The organism is Streptomyces sp. NRRL S-1022 (assembly GCF_000720135.1).
Taxonomy (GTDB): Bacteria; Actinomycetota; Actinomycetes; order Streptomycetales; family Streptomycetaceae; genus Streptomyces.
Window position 1 is genome coordinate 71,251 of sequence record NZ_JOIU01000023.1, and the last position, 25,010, is coordinate 96,260.

27 protein-coding genes are annotated in these 25,010 nt (G+C 71.9%); 19 read left to right on the plus strand and 8 right to left on the minus strand.

The window, feature by feature from the left end:
• Window positions 1-6 precede the first annotated feature (6 nt).
• The 10 genes from IG05_RS0130030 to IG05_RS0130075 all read left to right on the plus strand — a co-directional run bounded on the left by IG05_RS0130030 (window position 7) and on the right by IG05_RS0130075 (window position 7,332).
• Window positions 7-1,458 carry a menaquinone biosynthesis decarboxylase gene (locus tag IG05_RS0130030; protein ID WP_030347176.1) on the plus strand — a complete coding sequence of 484 codons (1,452 nt, stop codon included), beginning with the start codon at window positions 7-9 and terminating at the stop codon, window positions 1,456-1,458.
• Window positions 1,455-2,357 (plus strand): menaquinone biosynthesis prenyltransferase MqnP, encoded by a 903-nt coding sequence (mqnP, locus tag IG05_RS0130035; protein ID WP_030347177.1) that lies wholly within the window; start codon window positions 1,455-1,457, stop codon window positions 2,355-2,357. The genes IG05_RS0130030 and mqnP overlap by 4 nt, the downstream gene beginning before the upstream one ends.
• A gap of 45 nt (window positions 2,358-2,402) precedes the next feature.
• Window positions 2,403-2,543: a hypothetical protein gene (locus IG05_RS48015; protein WP_158839044.1), complete on the plus strand. Its 141-nt coding sequence runs from the start codon at window positions 2,403-2,405 to the stop codon at window positions 2,541-2,543.
• A gap of 55 nt (window positions 2,544-2,598) precedes the next feature.
• Complete coding sequence (locus IG05_RS0130045) at window positions 2,599-3,249, plus strand: UbiX family flavin prenyltransferase (protein WP_030347178.1); 651 nt, start codon at window positions 2,599-2,601, stop codon at window positions 3,247-3,249.
• A gap of 57 nt (window positions 3,250-3,306) precedes the next feature.
• Complete coding sequence (locus IG05_RS0130050; RefSeq protein WP_030347179.1) at window positions 3,307-3,762, plus strand: Lrp/AsnC family transcriptional regulator; 456 nt, start codon at window positions 3,307-3,309, stop codon at window positions 3,760-3,762.
• Window positions 3,763-3,800: 38 nt separating this feature from the next.
• Window positions 3,801-4,964, plus strand: a complete 1,164-nt coding sequence (gene mqnE, locus IG05_RS0130055) for an aminofutalosine synthase MqnE (RefSeq protein ID WP_030347180.1) — start codon at window positions 3,801-3,803, stop codon at window positions 4,962-4,964.
• Window positions 4,965-5,060: 96 nt separating this feature from the next.
• Complete coding sequence (locus tag IG05_RS0130060) at window positions 5,061-5,720, plus strand: UdgX family uracil-DNA binding protein (RefSeq protein ID WP_030347181.1); 660 nt, start codon at window positions 5,061-5,063, stop codon at window positions 5,718-5,720.
• Window positions 5,721-5,736: 16 nt separating this feature from the next.
• Window positions 5,737-6,261, plus strand: a complete 525-nt coding sequence (locus IG05_RS0130065; RefSeq protein ID WP_030347182.1) for a GNAT family N-acetyltransferase — start codon at window positions 5,737-5,739, stop codon at window positions 6,259-6,261.
• Between the two features lie 80 nt (window positions 6,262-6,341).
• Entirely contained in the window at window positions 6,342-6,650 is a 309-nt protein-coding gene (locus IG05_RS0130070) for a DUF4229 domain-containing protein (RefSeq protein ID WP_030347183.1), read from the plus strand.
• 31 nt (window positions 6,651-6,681) lie between these two features.
• Window positions 6,682-7,332 carry a TetR/AcrR family transcriptional regulator gene (locus IG05_RS0130075; RefSeq protein ID WP_030347184.1) on the plus strand — a complete coding sequence of 217 codons (651 nt, stop codon included), beginning with the start codon at window positions 6,682-6,684 and terminating at the stop codon, window positions 7,330-7,332.
• 202 nt (window positions 7,333-7,534) lie between these two features.
• On the opposite strand, the gene IG05_RS0130080 is transcribed toward IG05_RS0130075, so the two are convergent.
• Window positions 7,535-8,380: a MaoC/PaaZ C-terminal domain-containing protein gene (locus tag IG05_RS0130080; protein WP_030347185.1), complete on the minus strand. Its 846-nt coding sequence runs from the start codon at window positions 8,378-8,380 to the stop codon at window positions 7,535-7,537.
• A 263-nt stretch (window positions 8,381-8,643) separates the two neighbouring features.
• Here IG05_RS0130080 and IG05_RS0130085 point away from each other — a divergent pair, with 263 nt between their 5' ends.
• Complete coding sequence (locus tag IG05_RS0130085; protein WP_030347186.1) at window positions 8,644-10,584, plus strand: AMP-dependent synthetase/ligase; 1,941 nt, start codon at window positions 8,644-8,646, stop codon at window positions 10,582-10,584.
• Between the two features lie 207 nt (window positions 10,585-10,791).
• A complete protein-coding gene (locus IG05_RS0130090) occupies window positions 10,792-11,736 on the plus strand; it encodes a LysR family transcriptional regulator (RefSeq protein ID WP_037814959.1) in 945 nt (314 codons plus the stop codon).
• Here the strand turns inward: IG05_RS0130090 and IG05_RS0130095 are convergent.
• Window positions 11,692-12,324, minus strand: coding sequence for a class I SAM-dependent methyltransferase (locus IG05_RS0130095; protein ID WP_030347188.1), 633 nt, complete (start codon window positions 12,322-12,324; stop codon window positions 11,692-11,694). The two genes, IG05_RS0130090 and IG05_RS0130095, sit on opposite strands and share 45 nt — an antisense overlap.
• Window positions 12,325-12,382: 58 nt before the next feature.
• Here IG05_RS0130095 and IG05_RS0130100 point away from each other — a divergent pair, with 58 nt between their 5' ends.
• Window positions 12,383-14,056, plus strand: coding sequence for a serine/threonine-protein kinase (locus IG05_RS0130100; protein WP_078894594.1), 1,674 nt, complete (start codon window positions 12,383-12,385; stop codon window positions 14,054-14,056).
• Between the two features lie 168 nt (window positions 14,057-14,224).
• Here the strand turns inward: IG05_RS0130100 and IG05_RS0130105 are convergent, their stop codons facing one another.
• Complete coding sequence (locus IG05_RS0130105) at window positions 14,225-14,428, minus strand: cold-shock protein (RefSeq protein ID WP_004984723.1); 204 nt, start codon at window positions 14,426-14,428, stop codon at window positions 14,225-14,227.
• Between the two features lie 286 nt (window positions 14,429-14,714).
• On the opposite strand from IG05_RS0130105, the gene IG05_RS0130110 reads away from it, so the two are divergent.
• From IG05_RS0130110 to IG05_RS0130125, 4 genes are all read left to right on the plus strand, one after another.
• Complete coding sequence (locus IG05_RS0130110; RefSeq protein ID WP_030347190.1) at window positions 14,715-15,563, plus strand: menaquinone biosynthetic enzyme MqnA/MqnD family protein; 849 nt, start codon at window positions 14,715-14,717, stop codon at window positions 15,561-15,563.
• 50 nt (window positions 15,564-15,613) lie between these two features.
• Window positions 15,614-16,429, plus strand: coding sequence for a prepilin peptidase (locus IG05_RS0130115; protein ID WP_030347191.1), 816 nt, complete (start codon window positions 15,614-15,616; stop codon window positions 16,427-16,429).
• 72 nt (window positions 16,430-16,501) lie between these two features.
• Window positions 16,502-17,701 carry a cyclic dehypoxanthinyl futalosine synthase gene (gene mqnC, locus IG05_RS0130120; protein ID WP_030347192.1) on the plus strand — a complete coding sequence of 400 codons (1,200 nt, stop codon included), beginning with the start codon at window positions 16,502-16,504 and terminating at the stop codon, window positions 17,699-17,701.
• 7 nt (window positions 17,702-17,708) lie between these two features.
• Window positions 17,709-18,314, plus strand: a complete 606-nt coding sequence (locus IG05_RS0130125) for an imidazolonepropionase-like domain-containing protein (protein ID WP_030347193.1) — start codon at window positions 17,709-17,711, stop codon at window positions 18,312-18,314.
• 20 nt (window positions 18,315-18,334) lie between these two features.
• Here IG05_RS0130125 and IG05_RS0130130 read toward each other — a convergent pair whose 3' ends face one another.
• Window positions 18,335-19,330, minus strand: coding sequence for a chitinase (locus IG05_RS0130130; RefSeq protein WP_030347194.1), 996 nt, complete (start codon window positions 19,328-19,330; stop codon window positions 18,335-18,337).
• A 402-nt stretch (window positions 19,331-19,732) separates the two neighbouring features.
• Between IG05_RS0130130 and IG05_RS0130135 the strand changes: the two genes are divergently transcribed.
• Entirely contained in the window at window positions 19,733-20,428 is a 696-nt protein-coding gene (locus IG05_RS0130135) for a demethylmenaquinone methyltransferase (RefSeq protein WP_030347195.1), read from the plus strand.
• Here the strand turns inward: IG05_RS0130135 and IG05_RS0130140 are convergent.
• A complete protein-coding gene (locus IG05_RS0130140) occupies window positions 20,415-20,732 on the minus strand; it encodes a PASTA domain-containing protein (protein ID WP_078894596.1) in 318 nt (105 codons plus the stop codon). The two genes, IG05_RS0130135 and IG05_RS0130140, sit on opposite strands and share 14 nt — an antisense overlap.
• Window positions 20,733-20,841: 109 nt before the next feature.
• Entirely contained in the window at window positions 20,842-21,366 is a 525-nt protein-coding gene (locus tag IG05_RS0130145; RefSeq protein ID WP_030347197.1) for a GNAT family N-acetyltransferase, read from the minus strand.
• Between the two features lie 97 nt (window positions 21,367-21,463).
• Between IG05_RS0130145 and IG05_RS0130150 the strand changes: the two genes are divergently transcribed.
• Window positions 21,464-22,756 carry a geranylgeranyl reductase family protein gene (locus IG05_RS0130150; RefSeq protein WP_030347198.1) on the plus strand — a complete coding sequence of 431 codons (1,293 nt, stop codon included), beginning with the start codon at window positions 21,464-21,466 and terminating at the stop codon, window positions 22,754-22,756.
• On the opposite strand, the gene def is transcribed toward IG05_RS0130150, so the two are convergent.
• Window positions 22,757-23,380, minus strand: coding sequence for a peptide deformylase (gene def, locus IG05_RS0130155; protein WP_030347199.1), 624 nt, complete (start codon window positions 23,378-23,380; stop codon window positions 22,757-22,759).
• 128 nt (window positions 23,381-23,508) lie between these two features.
• The gene (locus tag IG05_RS0130160; protein WP_030347200.1) at window positions 23,509-24,345 is read right to left on the minus strand and encodes a C40 family peptidase; all 837 of its coding nucleotides are present in this window, start codon (window positions 24,343-24,345) and stop codon (window positions 23,509-23,511) included.
• Window positions 24,346-25,010 lie beyond the last annotated feature (665 nt).

Below are 25,010 nucleotides of genomic sequence, written 5' to 3' on the forward strand. Positions count from 1 at the left end.
GGACACATGGCTTACGACGATCTTCGCTCCCTGCTGCGGGCGCTGGAGCGCGAGGGAGACCTCAAGCGCATCAAGGCCGAGGTGGACCCGTACCTGGAAGTCGGGGAGATCGTCGACCGGGTGCAGAAGTCCGGCGGCCCGGCGCTGCTCTTCGAGAACGTGCGCGGCTCGGACATGCCCCTCGCCATGAACGTGTACGGCACCGACCGCCGCCTGCTGAAGGCGCTCGGCCTGAAGTCGTACGGCGAGATCTCCGAGAAGATCGGCGGCCTGCTGCGGCCCGAGCTGCCGCACGGCTTCGTCGGCGTGCGCGAGGCCTTCGGCAAGCTGGGCTCGATGACCCACGTCCCGCCGCGGAAGGTCAAGGAGGCGCCGGTGCAGGAGGTCGTCCTGCACGGCGACGACGTCGACCTGGACCGGCTCCCGGCGCTGTTCACCTGGCCGAAGGACGGCGGCTCCTTCTTCAACCTGGGCCTTACCCACACCAAGGACCCCGAGACCGGCGTGCGGAACCTGGGCCTGTACCGGCTGCAGCGCCACGACAAGCGCACGATCGGCATGCACTGGCAGATCCACAAGGACAGCCGGAACCACTACCAGGTGGCCGCCCGCCGGGGCGAACGCCTGCCGGTCGCGATCGCCTTCGGGTGCCCGCCCGCCGTGACGTACGCCTCCACCGCCCCGCTCCCCGGCGACATCGACGAGTACCTCTTCGCCGGGTTCCTCGCCGGCAAGCGCATCGAGATGGTCGACTGCAAGACGGTCCCGCTCCAGGTGCCGGCCAACGCCGAGGTGGTCCTGGAGGGCTGGCTGGAGCCGGGCGAGATGCTGCCCGAGGGCCCCTTCGGCGACCACACCGGCTTCTACACCCCGCAGGAGCCCTTCCCGGCGCTGACGATCGACTGCGTGACGATGCGCAGGCGGCCCCTGCTCCAGTCGATCGTCGTGGGCAGGCCGCCCACGGAGGACGGCCCCCTCGGCCGCGCCACGGAACGCTTCTTCCTCCCCCTGCTCAAGATCATCGTCCCGGACATCGTGGACTACCACCTGCCCGAGGCCGGCGGCTTCCACAACTGCGCGATCGTCTCGATCGACAAGAAGTACCCGAAGCACGCGCAGAAGGTGATGCACGCGATCTGGGGGGCGCACATGATGTCCCTCACCAAGCTGATCGTCGTCGTGGACGCCGACTGCGACGTCCACGACCTGCACGAGGTCGCCTGGCGGGCCCTCGGCAACACCGACTACGCCCGCGACCTCACGGTCGTCGAAGGCCCCGTCGACCACCTGGACCACGCCTCCTACCAGCAGTTCTGGGGCGGCAAGGCCGGCATCGACGCGACGAAGAAGTGGCCGGAGGAGGGCTACACCCGGGACGGGGGCTGGCCGGACATGGTCCTGCCGCACCCGGATACGGCGGCCCTGGTGGACCGCCGCTGGAAGGAGTACGGACTGTGACGTCGGCATCCGCCGCCATCCCCGGGCCGGGACGCACCAAGGCCTTCCTGCGCCTGGTGATGATCGAGCACTCGGTCTTCGCGCTGCCCTTCGCCTACATCGCCTCCCTGACGGCGATGTACGAGTGGGACCGGAACATCCACTGGGGCCGCCTGCTGCTGGTCACCGTCTGCATGGTCGGCCTGCGCACCTTCGCCATGGCGGTCAACCGGATCATCGACCGCGAGATCGACGCCCGGAACCCGCGCACGGCCCACCGCGAGCTGGTGACCGGCGCGATGTCGGTCCGGCACGCCTGGACGGGCGCCCTGGTCGCCCTGGTGGTCTTCCTGGGCGCGGCGGCCCTGCTCAACCCGCTCTGCCTGGCCCTGGCCCCGGTCGCGGTGGTCCCGATGGTGGTCTACCCCTACGGGAAACGGTTCACCAACTTCCCGCAGGCCATCCTCGGCCTCGCCCAGGCCATGGGCCCGGTCGGCGGCTGGCTGGCGATCAGCGGCGAGTGGTCCTGGACGGCGGTGATCCTGGGCCTGGCCGTCGGCATCTGGATCGGCGGCTTCGACCTGATCTACGCCTGCCAGGACGTCGAGACCGACCGGGAGATCGGCGTCATGTCGGTCCCGGCCCGCTTCGGCATCCCGGCCGCCATCCGGGGCGCGCGGGCCTGCCACACCCTCACGACCGCCCTGTTCGTCTGGTACGGCCTGGCCACCCACGCCGGCGCGTTCTTCTGGCTCGGCCTGCTGGTCGTCGCCGGCGCGTTCCTCTACGAGCACTCGATCGTCCGGCCGCACGACCTCTCCCGCCTGAACAGGGCCTTCTTCTCGGTCAACGGCTTCATCGGCATTGCCCTGTTCGTGTGCGCGCTCCTCGATCTCCTCGTGCGCGGTCTGACCGTCTGAGCACGGTCGGCCTGCCACCGGGTGCGGGACCCCAGGGAGGCCGGCGTGACCGTCCCGGGCAGGGACCGGCCGCACGCGCAGCTCGTGGTGACCGGTCACGAGCCGACCGCCGGCTCCCCCCTCGGCAAGCCGGCCGTCCCCACCGCCTCCCTCCCCGTCGGCCCCGAGGCGCCCCACCCGGCCTGAGCCCTGCCCGGCCCACCGGTACGCTCAATATGTGAACGCAGGAGAAACGCAGCGCGTGCCTTGGATCGTGGGGGTGTCCGGAGCCTCCGGAACGCCGTACGCCGCTGCGGTGCTGCGGGCGCTGCTGGCGGCGGGGGAAGCGGTGGACCTGGTGGTCAGCCGGGCCTCGCGGCTGACGCTGCTGGACGAGACGGGGATCTCCTTCCGGGACGCCCACTGGCAGGACGACCTGCGGGAATGGCTGGCCCGGGGTGCCGACGGCAAGCCGGGCACCTTCGAGGCGGACGTCAGCGGGGTGCGGTACTGGAGCGCGGGCGACCTCGCCGCCGGCCCGTCCTCGGGGTCGTACCCGGTGAAGGGCATGCTCATCGTGCCCGCCTCCACCGCGTGCGTGGCCGGCGTGGCGCTCGGCCTGTCCAAGGATCTGCTCCAGCGTGCGGCGAGCGTCACACTGAAGGAGCGCCGGACGCTGGTCGTGGCCGTACGGGAGACCCCCTTGAACGGGCAGACGCTGCGCCACCTCGTCGCCCTGGACGACGCCGGCGCCACGGTCGTCCCGGCCTCGCCGGCCTTCTACGCGGGCGCCACCCACATCCAGGACCTGGTGGACTTCGTCGCCGGGCGGGTGCTGGACGCGGCCGGCGTCGGACACGGCCTGTACCGGCGGTGGAAGGGCGAACTCGGCGGCGGCACGGCGGGCGAGTAAGGCAAGCAGCAGTACCTCTCATCACTTCAGGAACTTTCACCGGAAGGCTTCGATCGCATGGACGCGGTGGACAGGCAGCTCATCCAGGCACTGAGGGAGAACGGCCGGGCCTCCTACGCGGAGCTGGGGCGCCTCGTCGGCCTGTCGGGCCCCAGCGTCACCGACCGCATCAACCGGCTGGAGGCGGCCGGTGTCATCACCGGTTACCGCGCGACGGTGGACTCGGCCTCCCTCGGCCTCGGCGTCACCGCGCTGATCGGCATCTCGCTCTCCGACGCCGCCGACCACGAGGACGTCGCCCAGCGGCTGCGGGACCTGCCGGAGATCGAGGACTGCTGGTTCATCGCCGGCGACGACTCCTTCATGCTCAAGGTGCGGGCGACGGACGTGGACGGCCTGGAGAAGATCATCCGCCGGCTCAGCGGAACCAAGGGCGTCTCCCGCACCCGGACCACCATCGTGCTGTCCACGAAGTGGGAGAACCGGGTCGGCGAGCTGCCCGAAGAGGTCTAGGGATACCGTTGGCGCTGCTGTCGTAGAAAGGTGTGGGCATGGACGTCGGACTCAAGCGCGAGCTGGAGGAGAAGGTCCGCTCCGGTGAGCGGCTGACCCGTGAGGACGGCATCGCGCTGTACGAGTCGGACGACCTGGCCTGGCTCGGCGGGCTCGCCCACGAGGTGCGGACCCGCAAGAACGGTGACGTCGTCCACTTCAACGTCAACCGGCACCTCAACATGACCAACGTGTGCACGGCCTCCTGCGCCTACTGCTCGTTCCAGCGCAAGCCGGGCGAGAAGGACGCGTACACGATGCGCATCGAGGAGGCCGTCAAGCTCGCCAAGGCGATGGAGTCGGACAACCTCACCGAGTTGCACATCGTCAACGGCCTGCATCCGAACCTGCCGTGGCGGTACTACCCCCGGTCCCTGCGCGAGCTGAAGGCCGCCCTGCCGAACGTCTCGCTGAAGGCCTTCACCGCGACGGAGATCCACCACTTCGAGACGATCTCCGGTCTGTCGGCCTCGGAGATCCTGGACGAGCTGATCGACGCGGGCCTGGAGTCCCTCACCGGCGGTGGCGCGGAGATCTTCGACTGGGAGGTCCGGCAGCACATCGTGGACCACAGGACCCACTGGGAGGACTGGTCCCGCATCCACCGCCTGGCGCACGAGAAGGGTCTGAAGACCCCGTGCACCATGCTGTACGGCCACATCGAGGAGCCCCGCCACCGCGTCGACCACGTCCTGCGGCTGCGTGAACTCCAGGACGAGACCGGCGGCTTCCAGGTCTTCATCCCGCTGCGCTACCAGCACGACTTCGTGGACATGAAGGACGGCAAGGTCCGCAACCGCCTCCAGGCGCGGACGCAGATGGCCACCGGCGCCGAGGCCCTGAAGACCTTCGCCGTCTCCCGGCTGCTCTTCGACAACGTCCCGCACGTCAAGGTCTTCTGGGTCATGCACGGCGTCCAGACCGCCCAGCTCGCCCTCCAGCACGGTGCCGACGACATGGACGGCTCGGTCGTCGAGTACAAGATCACGCACGACGCGGACAACTTCGGCACGCCGAACAAGCTGACCCGCGAGGATCTCCTGGAACTGATCCGCGACGCGGGCTTCCGCCCGGTGGAGCGGAACACCCGCTACGAGATCATCCGCGAGTACGACGGTCCGGACCCGGAGCGCCGGGAGTCCCCCCAGCCGATGCGGGTCTGAGGCACGGCAGGCAGTCGTGCGGGAGCGGGTGCCGGTGCGGGAGCGCGGGGGCCGGCCGCGCAGTTCCCCGCGCCCCCGGGCGGGTACTCGGGGCGCATGCCCACGAAGGCCCCCGAAGACCGGTACGACGCGGCTCCCTTCGTTCCCGAGGGAGCCGGCCTGGACCTTCTCCGCCAGGCCGCCGCGGAGTGCCACGGCTGCCCCCTGCACCGCGCCGCCACCCGGACCGTCTTCGGCACCGGGAGCACCGGGGCCCGCGTGATGCTCGTGGGGGAGCAGCCCGGCGATCAGGAGGACCGGCAGGGGAAGCCCTTCGTCGGCCCCGCCGGCAAGCTGCTCGACCGGGCCCTGGCGGAGGCCGGCATCGACCCTTCCGAGGCCTACGTCACCAACGCGGTCAAGCACTTCAAGTTCACCCGGGCGGAGCCCGGCAAGCGCCGTATCCACAAGGCGCCGAGCCTGCGCGAGATGACGGCCTGCGGTCCCTGGCTGGCGGCGGAGCTCGCGCTGGTGGAGCCGGAGCTGATCGTGGTCCTGGGCGCGACGGCCGGGAAGGCGCTGCTGGGGTCGTCGTTCCGGGTGAGCCAGGTGCGCGGGACCGTGCTGGAGGAGGAGATCCACGGCCGGCCGGAGCGGCTGGTGCCGACCGTGCATCCGTCGGCGGTGCTGCGCGCGGACGACCGCGAGCAGGCGTACCAGGGGCTGGTCGCCGACCTGAAGGTGGCCGCACGAGCCCTTGGGCAACAGGTCGGGTAATAAGTAAACTCCCATCGTGGCTCTTACCTTCACCCTGGACCCCGCCATCACCCCCGCCCTCCGCGACGGCATCCTCGGCCTGTGGGCGGACGTCTCCAACGCGGGCGGCGCCGTCGGCTTCGTCCCGCCGGTGACCCGGGAGGAGATACGGCCGGAGCTGGTGCGCCACTTCGTGCAGATGGCCGAGGGGCGCACCCGGCTGCTGGTCGGTCACGACGAGGCCGGCGAGGTCGCGGCCACCGCCTTCCTCACCCACAACACGCACCGGCTGATGACGCACTGGGTGTGGCTGTACACGGTGATGGTCCACCCCCGCCACCAGGGCCGGGGCTACGGCCGTGACCTGCTGGCCGCCGCCGCGGACGCGGCCCGCGGGATCGACGGCGTCCAGGCCGTCCGGCTGACCTGCCGGGGCGGGCACGGGCTGGAGCGGTTCTACGCCTCCTGCGGCTACAAGGAGGTCGGCCGCGTTCCGGACGCCATCCGGGCCGCGCCCGGCGACGACCGCGACGAAGTGTTCATGCTGCTGCCGCTCGGCTGAACCGACCCCCCTGCAAGATCACCCTTGGTCCGTGCTTCACTGGACGATGACCCCTTTTGGAATCGGACGGGTGGATTGAGATGCTCCGCTACACGCTGATGCGCCTCGGTATCTTCGCGGGCTGCCTCGTGGTCGTCTGGGGTGCCGTCTACTCGGGCCTCTTCCCGCGCGGCTTCGGCGACTCCAACGGGCTGTGGGTACTGCTGCTCGCCCTGGTCCTGTCGGCGCCGATCAGCTGGGTGGCGCTGCGCAAGGAGCGGGACCGGGCGTCCGTGCAGATCGTGGGCAAGGTCGACCGGATGAAGGCCAACCTGGACGCCAACCGCAGCCAGGAGGACGAGGCCGTCGACGCCTCGCGGGCGCAGGGCGGTGCCGCCGCGCCCCACTAGTGCGGGCCCCGGCCCAACTAGTCTTGCCCCCATGGGTGCCGTCAAGACCAAACGGATGCCGAGGGCGGTGCGCGAGCAGCAGATGCTCGACGCCGCCGTACGGATCTTCGGACAACGCGGGTACATGGCCGCCTCGATGGACGAGATCGCCGAACTCGCGGGCGTGTCCAAGCCGTTGGTCTACCTGTACCTGAACTCCAAGGAAGACCTCTTCACCGCCTGCATCCGCCGCGAGGCCGCCGCGCTCACGGAGGCCGTCCGCGCCGGGGTCCGGCCGGGACTGCCCGCCGACCGGCAGCTCTGGGACGGCGTGCAGGCGTTCTTCGCGCACACCGGCGAACACCCCGACGGCTGGTCGGTGCTGCATCTCCAGGCCCGCACGCACGGGGAGCCCTTCGCGGCCGAGGCCGCCGCGATGCGCACGGAGATCGTCGCGTTCGTGACCCGGCTGGTCGCGGTGGCGGCCCGTGAGGCGCACCGGGACCCCGACCTGCCGGAACACGAGGTCGCCGGGCTGGCCGAGGCGCTGGTGGGCGCCGCCGAGTCCCTCGCCGCGTGGGCCAACGCCACGCCCGGGGTCACGGCCCGGCAGGCCGCGGCCACCCTGATGAACTTCGCGTGGGCGGGCCTGGGCAACCTGATGCGGGGCCAGGTCTGGACACCGTCACCCGAGCCGGCCTAGGAGCACGCGGCACTCCGCGAGCGCCCCTCACCGGCCCGGGAGCGCGCGGGACCGCGCGAGCACCCCCTTCACGCGCACCCGGCGGAGCACTCCCTCGCCCGCACCCGGCGAAACACCCCCACACCCCCCTCACACGCACCCGGCGGAGCACCCCCTCACCCACCCGGTGGAGCATCCCCTCGCCCGCACCCGGCGACGGCGCTCACTTCGCCCACACCTCCCCCTCCACGCACACCCGCCCGCCCCCGCCGCGCAGCTCGAACCGCCCGCTGCCGTCCGCCCCGTACGCCACCGTCCCCGGCAGCAGCACCGGGGACCGGAACCGTGCCCGCACCCCGGTCGCGTCCGGTATGCGGTGCGCGGCCAGGCAGCGGGCGACGGTCCACATGCCGTGCGCGACGGCCCGCGGGAAGCCGAAGAGGCGGGCGGTGAGCGGGTACAGGTGGATCGGGTTGCGGTCGCCGGACGCGGTCCCGTACCGCCGGCCCACGTCCCCGGCGAGGCTCCACTCCGCGACGACGGGCAGTCGCGCGCCGGCCTCCCGGCGCGGTTCGGGCGACGCGCCCGGGCCGGTGCGGTGCCGGGCCAGGTAGGTGCTGCGGGACTCCCACACCGCCGTCCCGCCCGAGCGCAGCTCCGTCACCACCGCGGCCTGTGTCCCGCGCCGGTGCGGGGCCAGCCCGTCCACCCGGACGGACAGTTCGTACTCCCCGTCGGCCGCCAGTGCCGTGCCGCGCACGATCTCGATGGACGTGTGGACCAGGCCGAGCAGCGGCAGCGGGAAGTCCCGGCCGCTCATCAGCCGCATGGCCAGCGGGAAACCGAGGACGTGCGGGTAGGTGACCGGCAGGTCGGGCTCGCCGGTCGGGAAGCCGCAGACCCGCTCGTAGGCGGCCAGCTTCACCAGGTCCACGCGCACACCGGGCAGGACGAGCCGGGTGCGCGGGAAGGCCGCGTCGGGTGCCGGGCGCTTGAAGGGCGAGCGCAGGGCGCCCCGCGCCAGCAGCGGGGCCAGCGCGGGGGGCGCGGTCAGGGTGACGGCGGTCATCACGCCTCCAGCGGGATCTCTAGCTTACTGGAGAGTAAGGTTACCGGAGGTAAGCCGACGGGGGCCACGGAACGGACGCGGCCCCCAGGCAAAGCTGAACCCCCGTCACATAACCCGCGAGGCTGCACATCCCCGGCCCCGGACCATTCCCGAACCCGCACAATCCCCTCACAGTGGAGTCGTACGATCACCTGCCTGACCGGCGGTAACCCCTGTCCGCACCGGGGCCGGCCGCAGGTGCACGCACGCCAGAGGAGCCGCCCGTGTCCACGCCGTACCCCACCCCGCCCGCCTCCTCCGGCTCCCACGTCTCCGCCACCGACTACGACGGCCGCCCGGTCCTGGTGGAACCCGAGGTACGCCGGCTGGACGGCGCGGTACGGGAGGCGGTGGTCCCGCCGTTCGCGCCCCCGGTCACCCACGGCTCCCTCGCCGACCTGCCGTACGAGAACGCGGAGGCCGCACCCGGCCAGGTCGTCCTCAGCCGCAAGCGGTCCGACGGCGGCTGGACGGACGTGACGGCGGCCCGGTTCGCCGCCGAGGTGCAGGCGGTGGCCATGGGCCTGATCGCCGAGGGCCTGATGCCCGGCGACCGGATCGCCGTCATGGCCCGTACGACCTACGAATGGTCCCTGCTCGACTTCGCGGCCTGGGCCGCCGGCCTGGTCACGGTCCCCGTCTACCCGACCTCCTCGGTCTTCCAGACCCGCTGGATCCTGCACGACTGCGGCGCGGTCGCCCTGGTCACCGAGACCGCCGCCCAGGCCGCCGCCATCGGCCCGGAGTTGGCGCACCTGCCCGACCTGCGCCACGTGTGGGTGATGGAGAAGGACCACGTCACCCGGCTCGCCGAGACCGGCGCGCCGGTACCGGAGGGGGAGGTCGGCGTCCGCCGGGGCATGCTCGGCCCCGACACGCTCGCCACGCTGATCTACACCTCGGGCACCACCGGCCGCCCCAAGGGCTGTGCCCTCTCGCACGGCAACTTCTTCGCCGAGGTGGACAACGCGATCGAGCTCCTCCACCCCGTCTTCAAGGCGAAGGACGAAGACCCGTCCGTCCTGCTCTTCCTGCCCATGTCCCACGTCTTCGGCCGGATGGTGGCCATCGCCTGCGTCCGCGCCCGGGTCCGGCTCGGCCACGCGCCGAGCCTGGTCGCCGACGACCTCCTCCCCGACCTGGCCGCCTTCCGGCCGACCTGCCTGCTGACCATCCCCTACATGCTGGAGAAGATCTACAACTCCGCGCGCGCCAAGGCGGAGGCCGGCGGCCGGGCGGCCGTCTTCGACCGCGCGGCGGCCGTGGCCCAGCGCTACGGCGAGGCGCTGGAGGCCCACCAGACCGGCACCGGCAGCGGTCCGGGACGCGCCCTGAAGACGCAGCGCACCTTCTACGACCCCCTCGTCTACCGCCGCCTGCGCACCGCCATGGGCGGCCGCGTCCGGTACGCCATCTGCGGCGGCTCACCGCTCGGGCGGCGCCTCGCCGCGTTCTACGCCGGTGCCGGCATCCAGATCTTCGAGGGCTACGGCCTGACCGAGACCACCGGCGCCTCGACGGTCACCCCGCCCCTCAAGCCCCGCCTCGGCACGGTCGGCTGGCCGCTGCCGGGCACCCGGGTGCGGATCGCGGCGGACGGCGAGATCCTGCTCGCCGGCGACCACGTGCTGCGGGGCTACTGGGACCCGGGGGCGGGCGGGGTGGTCCCGGCGACCCGGGACGGCTGGCTGCCCACCGGCGACCTCGGCGAACTGGACGACGAGGGCTACCTCACCATCACCGGCCGCAAGAAGGAACTGCTGATCACGGCAGGCGGCAAGTCGGTGGCCCCGGCCCCGCTGGAGAACTGGCTGCGCCAGCACCCGCTGATCTCCCAGGTGATGCTGGTCGGCGACGCCCGCCCGTTCGTGGCCGCCCTCGTCACCCTCGACCCGGACGGCATCACGCACTGGCGCCAGATGATCGGCAAACACCCGGTCCCGCCGGAACTCCTCGTCGGCGACGAGGAACTGACGGCCGTTCTCCAGCGAGCGGTCGACGAGGCCAACCGCATGGTCTCCCGCCCCGAGTCCATCCGCCGCTTCACCGTCCTCCCCGTGGACTTCACGGAGGCGGCGGGCCACCTGACCCCCTCCATGAAGCTGCGCCGGGACCGGATCCTGCGCGACTTCGCCGCGGAGGTGGAGGGGCTGTACGAGCGCTGAGGGCAAGGGAGCGGCCCCACGGGCACCCGGCGGTGCGGTGGAGGTCGGCACCCGCTCCTCGCTCATCCCACCTCGTCCGGACTCGGTGGGGCGGGGAGCGGGTTGCCGCCTGGGTCGGTCGCGGCCCGGGAATGATCCTCGCGCGAGGCGCCGAGCCCGGTCAATCCTTGGGTTTCCTCGCCAACCCCCAGTGTTAGCTTGGGGTTTGTGACCCTGGAAGACCTCCGTGTGTTCATCGCCGTGTGCCGTGCGGGCAGCCTCAGCTCGGTCGCCCGTGACCTCGGCCGCACCCAGTCCGCCGTCAGCCAGCACGTCAAGCGGCTGGAGCGGGAGACCGGCACGGCCCTGCTGGAACGCCGGCCGCGCGGGGTCGTGCCCACCCAGGCGGGCCGGATACTGGAGGCCGCCGCGGGCGAGGGCATCAACGCCCTGGACGTCGCCGTACGACAGCTCCGCGACCTGGTCGAGGGCCACAGCGGATACGTCCGCGTGGCCACCGGCGCGACGACCGTCCGGCACTTCATGTCCGAGGCGGTCGTCGCGTTCCGCCGCCGGCACCCCAAGGTCAACCTGGAGTTCCGCACGGTCAGTTCGGGCCGGGGCAGCTTCGACGCCCTGGCCGACGGCACGCTGGACCTCGCCTGGATCACCATCGGCCCGCCGGTCCGGGGCATCGAGCAGCGGACGGTCGTGGAGCTGCCGTGGCTCCTCGCGGTCCCGGCGGACGACCCGCTGGCCGGCCGCCCGCACCTGGACCCGGCGGAGCTGTCCGGCGCCCGGGTCATCCGGCTCCCGCCGAACTCCACGTCCGCCGCCCACCTGGAGGCGGCGTGCGCCGAGCGGGGCGTGCGGTTCGCCTACGAGCCGAGCGTGGCCGACTGGGACACGGCCCTGCTGCTCGCCGAGCTGGGGATCGGACGGGCGGTCGTACCGGCCGTACCGGGTCTGCCGGTCCCCGGTGACGGCCCGCTGCGCCTGGTCCCGCTGCCCGGCCTGCGTCCCCTCCCCGTCGGCTGGGCCGTGCGCCGCTGGGACGCCCTCAGCCCGCCGGCCCGGGCCTTCGCGGACACGGTCGCCGCGTTGCGCCGAGCGCAGGCGCCCGCCCGGTCAGCCTCCCTTCCGGGCGAGGAGGAACGCCTGCGGGACGGGTGACTCGCCGCGCGTCACCTCGGGCTCGCGCACGGTGCTGGAGTGGAGGGTGAATCCGGCGCCGGAGAGCAGCCCGGCCATGTGCCCGGGGCGGCGCCGGTGGTAGTCCAGGGACACGTCGTGGCCGAAGGGCCGTTCGAGGCGGAGTGGTACGTCACCCACCTGGAAGGCGAGCAGGAGCCGGCCGCCGGGGGCCAGCACCCGGTGGAACTCGGCGAACAGCCGGGGGAGTTCGTCCGCAGGCGTGTGGATGCTGGAGTACCAGGAGACCACCCCGGCCAGCGAACCGGCGGCCAGGGGCAGCTGCCGGATGGAGCCCTGCGCGAACCGCAGCCCGGGGAAGTCGCGACGGGCGACGGCGATCATGGACCCGGACAGGTCCAGGCCGAGGACGGACAGCCCCAGGCCGGCCAGGTACGCGGTGACCGCGCCCGGCCCGCAGCCGAGGTCGGCGACCCGGCCGCCCGGGCCGACCTGCTCGGCGTACGCGGCGAGCAGCGCCCGTTCCAGGGGCCGTTCGGCGAGGGGGTCGCGGAAGTGGCCGGCGTAGTCCTCGGCGATGGCGTCGTAGAAGGTGCGCGTGTCGCTCATGGGCAGGGACCGTAGCGGACGGCATGGACATGCCCCCGTAGGCTGCTGCCCTTGGCCAATGCATCACACCGGGGGGTACGAGGCCGTGAACCACGCGACGGACATCTTCCAGCCGCTGCAGGCGGACGATCCGCCGGCGGTGGCCGGTTACCGGCTCGCCGCCCGGCTCGGCGCGGGCGGAATGGGCCGGGTCTACCTGTCGCACACGCAGGGCGGCCGGCCCGTGGCGCTCAAGGTCGTACGGCCGGAGCTGGCGGACGACCCGGACTTCCGGCGGCGGTTCCGGCGGGAGATCACCGCGGCCCGGCGGGTCCGCGGGGCGTACACCGCCGAGCTGATCGACGCGGACGCGGACGGCGTGCCCCCCTGGCTGGCCACGCTCTACGTGCCGGGGCCGTCGCTGACGGAGGCGGTGGCCCGGCGCGGTCCGCTGCCGGTGCCGGCGGTGCTGTGGCTGATGGCGGGGGTGGCCGAGGCGCTGCAGGCGATCCACGCCGAGGGGATCGTGCACCGGGATCTGAAGCCGTCGAACGTGCTGCTGGCCGCCGACGGGCCCCGGGTGATCGACTTCGGTATCGCGCTGGCCGCCGACGGGACTTCGTACACGGCCACCGGGGGCACGATCGGCACGCCGTCGTTCATGGCGCCCGAGCAGGCGGCCGGGAACGAGGTGACGGCGGCGACGGACGTCTTCGCGCTCGGGCAGACGGCCGCGTTCGCCGCGCTGGGCAGGCCGCTGTACGGCGACGGTCCGGCCCTGAACGTGCTGTACCGGATCGTGCACTCCGCTCCCGACCTGGACCTGCTGCCCGAGCCGCTGCGGCCACTGCTCGCCCGGTGTCTGGCCGCCGACCCGGCGGAGCGGGCCACGCCGGCGGAGATCGTGCAGTGGTGCCGGCAACGGCTGGGCGCGGAGGCCGACGCGGGCGGGGGACCGGCCGTGTGGCGGGAGATCACGGGCCCGGAGGTCGCGGTCCCGGCGCCGGTGGCCGAGCCCACCCGGGCCATCCCGCAGCAGCTCACCACCTACCCGCAGCCGCTGACGGGGTGGCCCCGGCTGCCTCCGCGGGAGCCCGCGGCCCGGCGGCGGCGCGCCGCGCTGATCTCCGTGGCCGGCGTGCTCGGCGGTGCGCTGCTGGCGGGGCTGCTGGCGTGGACGGTGATGGACACGCGGGACCGGCAGAGCGGGCGGTCCGTGGCGACCGCCTCCACGCCGGTCGACGGGGTGGCGTCCGCGCGGGCGTCGGCGTCCTCGGCGGGCTCCGGTGCGGACTCCCCGTCGGGCTCCGCCCGGAAGCAGGACCCGGGGACCGGCGGCGGCACGCCCTCGGTCCCGGCCTCGCCCCGGGACCCGCGGCCGGAGGGGTTCCCGCAGGTGTGGCTGGACGCGAAGACCTCGCTCAGCCTCAAGGACAAGAATCCCGGGCGGAAGGACCGTACGGGGGACATCCGCTTCGACTGCCGGGCGACCGGCTGCGAACTGAAGAGCGACAGCGTGGTCTTCATGCAGATGTTCGGCGCCCACGGCACCACCCTCGACGAGTGCCGTCTCATGCTGAGGAGCGCCCACCGGCACAGCTGGACGCTGGCCGGGGCGGCGGCCGGCACCGAGTTCTGCATGAAGGACACCGAGGGGAACATCGGCCTGTACGTGATCCAGACGAAGTCCACCGCGATGCCGGACATCGCCTTCCTGACCGCCGACCTGACCGTCTGGCGGAAAGCCGCCTGACCGAGGCCGCCGGACTCGGTGGGCGCGTTGGGGGAGACGCGTCTCACGCGTATGCGGCAGGCGTGAGTGTTCGTGAACACGGAATGAACGGGAAAAGGCAGGAGCCCCGTCGCCGGAAGGCGTGGGGCTCCTTGGGTACTGCACTCAGGTTCTGCGATCAGGCAGTGATCAGACGGGAGTGACGTTCTCCGCCTGCGGACCCTTCGGGCCCTGCGTCACGTCGAAGCTCACCTGCTGGTTCTCCTCCAGGGAGCGGAAGCCGGTGGCGTTGATCGCGGAGTAGTGAACGAAGACGTCGGGGCCGCCGCCCTCCTGGGCGATGAAGCCAAAGCCCTTTTCGGCGTTGAACCACTTAACGGTTCCGGTAGCCATAAGCCCTCCTTGGGCTCAAAAGGGTTGCCCTGCTCCAGAACCTGCAAGTGCGAAACGGTGCTGCACGACTGCATTCGTCTGAAAACGACGAGAGCCTGCGGTTACATGCTCCGCAGGCTCTGTACTGCAAGGGAAACCAAACTGCAACTTGCGGCAAGCCTAGCATCCGGGCAGCCGAAAGCAATAGAGGTCAAGATCACTTCACCCGGAGGTTTGAACACCCGCTAGCCCGTTCGGGGGTGGGGCCGGTCCCGGCACCGTAGCGCACGAGGTCTAGTCTCGCGATGTGGACAATTCTCGCACCCGGCCGCGCGTCGGCCACATCCAGTTCCTGAACTGCCTGCCCCTCTACTGGGGGCTCGCGAGAACCGGCACGCTCCTCGACTTCGAGCTGACCAAGGACACCCCGGAGAAGCTCAGCGAGCAGCTCGTGCGCGGGGACCTCGACATCGGCCCCGTCACTCTGGTCGAGTTCCTGCGCAACGCGGACGACCTCGTCGCCTTCCCCGACATCGCCGTCGGCTGCGACGGCCCGGTGATGTCCTGCGTGATCGTCTCCCAGGTCCCGCTGGACCGGCTGGACGGCTCCCGGGTCGCCCTCGGCTCCACCTCGCGCACCTCGGTCCGGCTCGCCCAGCTCCTGCTCGCCGACCGCTACGGCGTCCAGCCCGACTACTACACCTGCCCGCCCGACCTCAGCGTGATGCTGCAGGAGGCGGAGGCCGCCGTCCTCATCGGCGACGCGGCCCTGCGCGCCAACCTGCTCGAAGGCCCCCGCTACGGCCTCCAGGTGCACGACCTCGGTGCGCTGTGGAAGGAGTGGACCGGCCTGCCGTTCGTCTTCGCGGTGTGGGCGGCCCGGCGCGACTACGCCGAACGCGAGCCCTTCATCACCCGCAAGGTGCACGAGGCCTTCCTGGAGTCCCGCAACCTCTCCCTGGAAGAGGTCCACAAGGTCGCCGAACAGGCCGCCCGCTGGGAGGAATTCGACGAGGCCACCCTGGAGCAGTACTTCACCACCCTCGACTTCAGCTTCGGCACCCCGCAGCTGGAGGCCGTCGCCGAGTTCGCCCGCCGGGTCGGGCCGACCACCGGCTTCCCGGCCGACGTGAAGGTGGAGCTGCTCCGGCCCTGAACGGGGTAGGAACCCGGCACGGCCGGCCGAGGGGGAGGGGAGTGGGCGGGGTGACCACGGGGATGCTGGTGCTCGTCGCCGCGGTGTGGGGCGCGCTGACGGGCACGCTGCTGCCCCGCGCCGCCTACCGCTTCGCCGTCCCGTCCGGCGAGCCCTGGCACGACCGCTGCCCGGACGGCCGGCACCCGGTCCGCGGCTGGCTGGGCGGGGCCCGGTGCGGGGAGTGCGCCCGCGATGACGGACGCGCGGCGGCCGAAGGGAGCGGGCGCCCCGGCGAACGCGCAGGCGCTCAGGAGCGCGCGGGCGTCCTGCCGTACCAGCCGTACGCCCCCTCCGCGTTCCTCTTCGCCACCGTCGGCGCCCTCGTCTGCGCCGCCCTCGCCGCCGCCACCGGCACCCGGCCCGAGCTGGCGGTCTGGCTGCTGCTCGCGCCCGTCGGCGTGCTGCTCGCCGCCGTCGACTTCCGGGTGCAGCGGCTGCCCGACCCGCTCACCCTCCCGCTCGCCGCCGCCGCCCTCGCCCTGCTCGGCCTCGCCGCCCTGCTCCCCGAACACGCCGGCCACTGGCGCACCGCCCTCTACGGCGCCCTCGCGCTCGCCGCCGGCTACTACGTGCTGTACCGCCTCAATCCCGGCGGCATGGGCTTCGGCGACGTGAAACTGGCCGTGGGGACAGGTGCCGTACTCGGCTGGTACGGCTGGCCCACCGTGCTGCTCGGCACCTTCGCCGGGTTCCTGTTCGGCGCGCTCTACGGCGGTGTGCTCGTCCTGGCCCGGCGCGCGGGCCGCAAGACGGCCGTGCCGTTCGGCCCGTTCCTCCTGGCCGGCGCCCTCACCGGGCTGCTGATCGGCGCGTACACGGCCTGAGCGCGGGCGGCCGGAAGGGCTGGCGTAGGCTGACTCCGTCCGTCCACAACCCTTGACGAAAGGGACGCCCTGGTGACCGAGAAGGCCGACCTCACGTCTGTCCTCGACCGTGCCGCCGCCGGTGGGCGGATCACTCCGGAAGAGGCCCTCGTCCTCTACCGCGACGCCCCGCTGCACGCCCTGGGCGCCGCCGCCGACGCCGTCCGCCGCCGCATGTACGCGGGCACCGAGCACATCGCCACGTACATCATCGAGCGGAACATCAACTACACGAACGTGTGCGTCACGGCGTGCAAGTTCTGTGCCTTCTACGCGGCCCCCAAGGACACGGAGAAGGGCTGGACCCGCGACCTCGACGACATCCTGCGCCGCTGCGCGGAGACCGTCGAGCTGGGCGGCACCCAGATCATGTTCCAGGGCGGCCACCACCCGGACTACGGCGTCGAGTACTACGAGAAGCACTTCCGCGCCATCAAGGAAGCCTTCCCGCAGCTGGTCATCCACTCCCTGGGCGCGTCCGAGGTCGAGCACATGGCCCGGATCAGCGGGGTGTCGGTCGAGGAGGCCGTCACCCGCATCCACGAGGCCGGCCTGGACTCCTTCGCCGGCGCCGGCGCGGAACTGCTCCCCGAGCGCCCCCGCAAGGCCATCGCGCCCCTCAAGGAGAGCGGCGAGCGCTGGCTGGAGATCATGGAGACCGCGCACCGGCTGGGCGTCGAGTCCACCTCCACCATGCTGATGGGCACCGGCGAGACCAACGCCGAACGGATCGAGCACCTGCGGATGATCCGGGACGTACAGGACCGTACGGGCGGCTTCCGCGCCTTCATCCCGTACACCTACCAGCCCGAGAACAACCACCTGAAGGGCCGCACCCAGGCGACCCTCTTCGAGTACCTGCGGATGATCGCGATCGCCCGCCTCTTCCTGGACAACGTCCGGCACATCCAGGGCTCCTGGCTCACCACCGGCAAGGAGGTCGGCCAGCTGTCCCTGCACTACGGCGCCGACGACCTCGGCTCGATCATGCTGGAGGAGAACGTGGTCTCCTCGGCCGGCGCCAGGCACCGCTCCAACCGCCTGGAGATCATCGACCTGATCCGCAAGGCCGGCCGGGTCCCGGCCCAGCGGTCCACGACGTACGAGCACCTGGTCGTGCACGACGACCCGGCGAACGACCCCGTCGACGACCGCGTGGTCTCGCACATCTCCTCCACGGCCATCGAGGGCGGCACCGCCCACCCCGAGCTGAAGCTCCTCGCGTCCAACTAGGCGCCCCGTGCTGACGATCCACGCGGACTCCCGGGGCCACGCCGTCCTCGTCAAGGGCGAGTGGATCGAGGCCGTCGGGCCCCTGGAGGAGCTGGCCGCCGCGCACCCGCACGCGCGCGTGCGCAGCTGGCCCGGCATCCTCACGCCCGGATTCGTCAACCTCCACGGCACCGAACTGCTGGAGGAGACGTACCACCCCGACCCGCGGGAGGCGGACACCCTCGGCACCGAGCCGCTGACCGGGGACGCGCTGACGGCCCTCGCCCCCGACGACGCCCGCTGGGGTGCGAGCGCCCGGCGCGGGGTGCAGCGCATGTTCGCCCACGGCACGGTCGCGGCGGCCTGCGCACCGCTGCGCAACCGCGCGGTACGGGACGCCGTGCACCGCACCGGCCTCGAACTCCTGCCCCGCCGCCCGGACTCCAGCGGCGTCCCCGCCCTGGACCCGCTCGCCTCCGCCCTCCCGCCCGCGACCCCGCCCGCCCTGGCCCCGGGCTCCCCGGCCCGCTTCGCCGTCTTCGACGTCCGCGACGAGGCGGAGCTGACCGAGCGGGGTGCGGGGACGTGCGTGGCCACGGTGGTGGCGGGCCGGCTGGTGTTCCGGCGGCGCTGAGAAGCGTCCTCCCCCGTACGTCACCCCGTGAACGCTCTTGCGAACGCCCCCTTCTCCTGCTTCACCCCGCTGCACACGGTCGACGCGTCCGCCGCGGCGGACGCGCCCCCGCACGGCCGGTCCCGGACCGCGGACCACATGGACACCCACGCGATGCCCTTCCGCTCCGCGAACGCCCGCACCCGGCCGGCGTCGGCGAGCGTGAACGTCTCACCGGCCACGTCGTTGACCCCGATCATCGACGTGAGCGCCATCCCCCGCCACGCCCCGGCGTCCGACAGTCCGAACACCTTCCTCAACTGCGCGTGCGCGGCCTTCGCGGACGTCACGGCGTAGTCGCCCATGTCCCCGTCGTACGACTCGCCGTAATTCATGGTCATGAGATTGACCGTGGACACCTGGACGTCATGGGTGTTGGCCGACTCCAGCAGTGCCAGGCCATCGGCGTCGAGCCCCGACGGCATCACCGGAAGGGTGAAGGAGACGTCCAGGTCGGGCCGTTCCTCCTGCAGCCGGGCAATCGCACGCGAACGCAGGCCGACGGACGCGGAGTCGGTCAGTTCGTCACCCTCGATGTCGAAATCGGCAGCGGTGGAACCGGCCGCGTCCAGCGCCTCGGCGTAAGCGGTGGCGAGTTCCGCGGCGTTGTCACAGGTGGCGGCCAACTCCTTTCCGGAGGACCCGCCGAAGGAGACGCGGATGGTGCCGCCGTTCTTCTTCAGTGCCGATATCCGGGACGTCACGGCGGAGTCGCTGACGGCCTCGGTGCCGTCCCACTTCGGGGTGCAGCCGCTGTCGCCGGACAGGACGAAGGCCAGGTTGTAGGTGCCGGGGGAACCCGCGGAGTCCGTGCCGGCGGCCTCGGTGGCGCTGACGTAGGGCGCGTAACCGGGGGAGGATGCGGTGGAACGGGGCGTGCTCACGGCCGCCGTGCTCCCGCTCCCTCCGGAGCAGCCGGTCGCCGCGAGTGCGACGGCACAGGCGAACGCGGCGGCCGGCCTCGGTGGTCTCCTCATGAAGGGGAATCTCTCACACCGCACCGTTCTCACACCGCACCGTGAGTTCCGCCGGTTCTCTCGGCCGGCCGACAGGTGGCAGGCCCTTTCGCGGGCGGTCGGACGAGAATCTCCGGTGACTCACACGAATTCCCGGCGAAGCGCCACGCGCAAAGGCTCCCTGATATCCGGGGAACGCAATCCGAAGCCGCCGTCGAAAGTCGTGCCGCCCGGCGCGGCCGCCGCCGGAGACATGGCACCCGGATCCCCGGCTTCGCCCACCGCGGCGGCAGGCCATCCGGCCGGCCGGCGCCGGCCGGATTCAGGTCGCCCGCTTCGTGCTGCTGTGCGGCTGGCGGAGGACGTGGCGGCACGCGGGAAGCCGACGCTCCTGCCGGGAGGGCGGGCTGCAAGAATGGGCGGGTGACCCGCGCCTCCCTGAACAAGCAGCCGCACGAAGTCGCCTCGATGTTCGACGACGTGGCGGAACGGTACGACCTGACGAACGCCGTGCTGTCGCTCGGCCAGGACCGGCGCTGGCGCAAGGAGGTGGCGAAGGCGGTCGACGCGCGCCCGGCGCAGAAGGTCCTGGACCTGGCCGCCGGCACGGCCACCTCCTCGCTGCCCTTCGCGCGGACGGGCGCGTACGTCGTTCCCTGCGACTTCTCCCTCGGGATGCTGCAGGTCGGCAAGAGCAAGCACACCTGGCTGCCGTTCACCGCGGGCGACGCGACGAAGCTGCCCTTCAGGGACGACACCTTCGATGCGGTGACGATCTCCTTCGGGCTGCGCAACGTGCAGGACACGGACGCGGCCCTGCGCGAGATGTACCGGGTCACCCGGCCCGGCGGACGCGTGGTGATCTGCGAGTTCTCCCACCCGACCTGGGCGCCCTTCCGGACCGTCTACACCGAGTACCTGATGCGGGCGCTGCCGCCGCTCGCGCGCGCGGTGTCCTCGAACCCGGACGCGTACGTCTACCTCGCCGAGTCCATCCGGGCCTGGCCCGACCAGCCCGGCCTCGGCGAACGGCTGCGCAAGGCGGGCTGGTCGAAGGTGGCGTGGCGCAACCTCACCGGCGGTGTGGTCGCGCTGCACCGGGGTTTCAAGGAGAGCTGAGTCCGGCCACCCCGCAGGGGGCGCCGGGCTGGTCCAGTTCCCGTTGCAGTCCGCCCGCCGGGGGCCGCGGGACGCGCGGCTCACGCACGCCTCCGCCGCCCCCGCCCTCACCGAAGTCGAACCACACGTACACCATCGAGTCCGCCGGCACCTCGGCGCCGGGCTGCGGATACTGGCGTACGACGTAGTCGACGACCGTGCGGTGGAAGTCCGGGCGGTCCGGCGCGTTGAGGGACAGCCCCCGCGCCCGGGCCGTTTCGCGCGCGTCCACGGCCATCAGACCGACCAGACGCGGAACGCGCACTTCGGGTGTTTTGGGTGTTATACGCACAGATGTCACCCCCAGCGGTACTGGCAGGGTAACTCCCGCCCGCGCCGCCCGGAAGGCGTCGGTGTCTTTCCGTGACAGGCGACTACTGTGCGTAGTTGTCGGTGAGGTCCAGCCGGAAGCAGAGTGCCGGCTCGGCCGGCGTGGGGTGCGGGTAGGTCTCCGCCTGCTGCATGCCGAGCCGCCGGACCACCGCCAGGGACCGCTCGTTGCCCGGCCGGACCATCGCCACCACACCGGGCACCCCGGCCGCCCGCACCCGCCTGAGCGTCTCCCGCGCCGCCGCGGTGGCGTACCCCTTGCCCCAGTGCGCCCGCCCCAGCCGCCAGCCGATCTCGGTCTCGCCGACCGGGCCCCAGTCCCTCGGCCACGGCTGCGCGCCGGTGAAGCCGATGACCTCCCCGGACTCGTCCAGCAGGGTCCACAGGCAGAAGCCGTGCTCCGCGTCGTGCCGCCGCTGGCGCGCGGTCAGCTCCTCGTACGCCGACAGCTCCGCCGGCCTGCCGCCGTGGAACTCCATGACCTCCGGGTCGGCGAAGACCCGGTGCCAGGCGACCGCGTCCTCGTGGGTGGGGACGCGCAGCCGTACCGCGGGGAGAGGTCGGTTCACAGGGCAGCCCTTCAGCCGGGTGATCAATTGTGCTGAATAGACTGCCCATGTCCAGTGCCGGTCGGCACACTGATTTCTGACTTGGGGAGATCCCGCCGTGACCGTCGTGACCGAGCCCCTCTCCGAGAGCACCGCCGATGTGATCGTCGTGGGAGCGGGGCCGGCCGGCTCCACGACCGCGTACCACCTCGCCAAGGCCGGTCTCGACGTGCTGCTCCTGGAGAAGACCGAGTTCCCGCGCGAGAAGGTCTGCGGCGACGGCCTCACCCCGCGCGCGGTGAAGCAGCTCGTCGCCATGGGGATCGACATCTCCGAGGAGGCCGGCTGGCTGCGCAACAAGGGCCTGCGCATCATCGGCGGCGGCTCCCGCCTCCAGCTGGACTGGCCGGATCTCGCCGCCTACCCGAACTACGGACTCGTCCGCAAGCGCGACGACTTCGACGAGCAGCTCGCCCGCAACGCCCAGAAGGCGGGCGCGCGGCTGTACGAGCGCTGCAACGTGAGCGGCCCGGTGATCGACGACCGCACCGGCCGCATCACCGGCGTCACCGCCAAGCTCGGCGAGGAGAAGCGCGAGGTGACCTTCCACGCGCCCCTGGTGGTGGCCGCCGACGGCAACTCCACCCGGCTGTCCCTCGCCATGGGCCTGCACCGCCGAGAGGACCGCCCGATGGGCGTCGCGGTCCGGACGTACTTCGAGAGCCCCCGCCACGACGACGACTACCTGGAGTCCTGGCTGGAGCTGTGGGACCGGCGCGGCCCCCAGGACCGGCTGCTGCCCGGCTACGGCTGGATCTTCGGCATGGGCGACGGCACCTCGAACGTGGGCCTCGGCGTGCTCAACACCTCCGCCTCCTTCAAGGAGCTGGACTGGCGCGAGATCCTCAAGGCGTGGTGCGCCTCCATGCCGGAGGACTGGGGCTACACCCCCGAGAACATGACCGGCCCCATCCGCGGCGCCGCCCTCCCCATGGCCTTCAACCGCCAGCCGCACTACACGCGCGGGCTGCTGCTCGTCGGTGACGCCGGCGGCCTGGTGAACCCCTTCAACGGCGAAGGCATCGCCTACGCCATGGAGTCCGGCCAGATCGCCGCCGACGTCATCGTGCAGGCCCACGCGCGTGCGACGCCCGCCCAGCGGGAGATCGCCCTCCAGCGCTACCCGCGCGTCCTGAAGGACACCTACGGCGGCTACTACACGCTCGGCCGGGCCTTCGTGAAGCTCATCGGCAACCCGAAGGTCATGCAGATCGCCGCCCAGCGCGGCCTGACCCACCCGGTGCTGATGAAGTTCACCCTCAAGCTCCTCGCGAACCTCACCGACCCCACGGGCGGCGACGCGATGGACCGCATCATCAACGGACTGAGCAAGGTGGCCCCGAAGGCGTGACTAGGCGCTGAGAGCCGCGGCGTTGGCGGCCCGGCGGGCGTACACCTCGTCCCGCCGGTCCGCCATCTGCCGCAGCGCGTCCTTCTTGTCCCGTTTCGAGAGCCGGTCCAGATAGACGTACCCGTTGGTGTGGTCGGTCTCGTGGATCAGGCACCGCGCGAAGTACCCCGTGCCCTCCACGACGACCGGACGGCCGTCCCTGTCCCGCCCGCGCACGACGGCCCGGTCCGGCCGCGGTACGGCCATCACGGCGCCGGGCACCGACAGGCAGCCCTCGCCCTCGTCCAGCAGCCGTCGCCCGCTCGTGGGCGTGTCCAGCACGGGATTGACAATGTGTCCGACATGCCGGACTCCGTCGTCGTCGGGGCAGTCGTACACGAAGACGCGTAGATCCACACCCACCTGATTCGCGGCCAGTCCCGCTCCTTCGGCCACGTACATGGTGCGGAACATGTCGTCGACTAGTGCGGCGAGGTCGGGTCCGAACTCCGTGACGTCCCGGCACGGCTTGTGCAGCACCTGCTCGCCGACCTCGGTGATACGGCGCACCGCACCCCGCCCGGCCTCGGGGGCGTGGCGCGGGTAGTGGTCGGCGGGAACTCCCTGAACGAACACGCGTGGCATCGCGTGGACTCCTCCACTCGGCGTCGGACCGCCGGACGGCGGCCCGGGCCGAGCATGCCAGGAACGCCGCGAGGGCCGCTGCCCCCGAGCGGCTGCGGCCCTGCGTGCGTGAGAGGTGCGGAGTGCGGTCAGAGCACCCGCACGGCGCCGGTGGGCGGGTCGTACGACAGCGGGCGCTCCACGACGCCGGTGGAGGGGTTCTGGGCGCCCACGAACATCCCGTCGCCGACGTACACCGCGACGTGGTACGCGCTGCCCGCGCTGCCCCAGTACAGGATGTCGCCCGGCTGCAGGTTGCTGAGCGAGACCTGGGTGCCGGCGGTCGACTGGTCCTGGGAGACGCGCGGCAGGCTGATGCCGACCTGCTTGAAGGCCGTCTGCACCAGACCGGAGCAGTCGTAGGCGGACGGGCCGGTGGCACCGGAGACGTACGCCTTGCCGACCTGGGCCTTGACGAAGCTGATGACGGCCGCGGCGGAACCGGTGGCCGTGGAGGTGCTGGTGGAGGTCGAAGTCGAGGTGGAGGTGGAGGTGGAGTCGGAACCCGCCGTGGTGGACAGCGTGGTCCGGTCCGCGGTGCGCGAGGCGCGGGCGGCGGCCTGCTTGCGGGCCTCCTCCTGGGCCTTCTTCTTGGCCTCGGCCGCCTTCTGCTTGGCCTCGGCGAGGTCCGCCCGGGCCTCCTTGGCGGCCTTGGCGGCAGCCGCGTCACGCTCGGCCTGCAGCTGGTAGTTCGCGGCGGCCTGTTCGGTGGCGTCCGCGGACTGGGCCGCCTGGGCGGCCAGGTCGGCCGTCAGGGTGGGCAGTTCAAGGGTCTGCGTCACCGGCTCGGCCGCGTTCGCCGAGCCGGACGCCCCGGCGACTGCCAGGGTGCCGAGAACGCCACCGGCAACTCCGGCCCGCATCGCGAGGGTCGACGCGCTGCGGCGGGGCTTCCGGTGGCTGCGTATGTGAGCGGTGTGGGACATGGGAACAACCGGTACCAGGGGCTCCTTCATATCTTCAAGAAACGTGTGCTGCGCCACAGTTACTCAATCGAGCCCTCAAGTCCCGGGCGTGTCGCTCTTTATTGACGCCGTAACGGACATTGTGGACGCCCGTGATCAAGCCCTTGATCACGGTCTTTGATCATTACGTCCGAATTGCCCCCCGCTTACCATCGGTTGAGGTCGTTGGCCAAGCCCGGTTCTCAGGGGCCTCTCATGAATGTGGCAGAGGTCACGCAACGGTCACCGGAACCAGGGCGTCCCGCGCGCACCGCGCTCGTGAACGCGTGCACGCACCCCGACCCGCGTCCACACCTGGCCGCCGCCTCCCTCTGATGTGTGAACGCGGCCCATTAGCAGCCCCCCGCGTCCAGCACCAATTTGCATGCAGCGGAACTCTCTTGATATGGAGACGCCCCCTCCGGCCTGCGATGACAGGCAGGATTGTCACTTCTGGTGATCAACTGAACGCTTCGCGTATGAAGATCACTCATCATCCGACTTCATGATCCTTCGTCAGGTGGTGGAGATCACAAAGCTTGTGCAATACCCCGTGTCGCAGATCACAGAGCGGCAGGCATAAGATGCGAGGCAGTTGGGCTTGTGACCTGCTTCACATGTTCTCGATCTTCGCCCGGGACGCGCGG

What these genes read in the sequence shown, in the direction of transcription:
- IG05_RS0130070 (WP_030347183.1), top strand. Translation starts at nt 6,342, where the DNA reads ATGCTCCGCTACACGCTGATGCGCCTCGGTATCTTCGCGGGCTGCCTC.
- IG05_RS0130095 (WP_030347188.1), bottom strand. Translation starts at nt 12,324, where the DNA reads ATGAGCGACACGCGCACCTTCTACGACGCCATCGCCGAGGACTACGCC.
- IG05_RS0130050 (WP_030347179.1), top strand. Translation starts at nt 3,307, where the DNA reads ATGGACGCGGTGGACAGGCAGCTCATCCAGGCACTGAGGGAGAACGGC.
- IG05_RS0130080 (WP_030347185.1), bottom strand. Translation starts at nt 8,380, where the DNA reads ATGACCGCCGTCACCCTGACCGCGCCCCCCGCGCTGGCCCCGCTGCTG.
- IG05_RS0130130 (WP_030347194.1), bottom strand. Translation starts at nt 19,330, where the DNA reads ATGAGGAGACCACCGAGGCCGGCCGCCGCGTTCGCCTGTGCCGTCGCA.
- IG05_RS0130100 (WP_078894594.1), top strand. Translation starts at nt 12,383, where the DNA reads ATGCATCACACCGGGGGGTACGAGGCCGTGAACCACGCGACGGACATC.
- IG05_RS0130030 (WP_030347176.1), top strand. Translation starts at nt 7, where the DNA reads ATGGCTTACGACGATCTTCGCTCCCTGCTGCGGGCGCTGGAGCGCGAG.
- IG05_RS0130060 (WP_030347181.1), top strand. Translation starts at nt 5,061, where the DNA reads ATGCCCACGAAGGCCCCCGAAGACCGGTACGACGCGGCTCCCTTCGTT.
- def (WP_030347199.1), bottom strand. Translation starts at nt 23,380, where the DNA reads ATGCCACGCGTGTTCGTTCAGGGAGTTCCCGCCGACCACTACCCGCGC.
- IG05_RS0130105 (WP_004984723.1), bottom strand. Translation starts at nt 14,428, where the DNA reads ATGGCTACCGGAACCGTTAAGTGGTTCAACGCCGAAAAGGGCTTTGGC.
- IG05_RS0130075 (WP_030347184.1), top strand. Translation starts at nt 6,682, where the DNA reads ATGGGTGCCGTCAAGACCAAACGGATGCCGAGGGCGGTGCGCGAGCAG.
- mqnE (WP_030347180.1), top strand. Translation starts at nt 3,801, where the DNA reads ATGGACGTCGGACTCAAGCGCGAGCTGGAGGAGAAGGTCCGCTCCGGT.
- IG05_RS0130160 (WP_030347200.1), bottom strand. Translation starts at nt 24,345, where the DNA reads ATGTCCCACACCGCTCACATACGCAGCCACCGGAAGCCCCGCCGCAGC.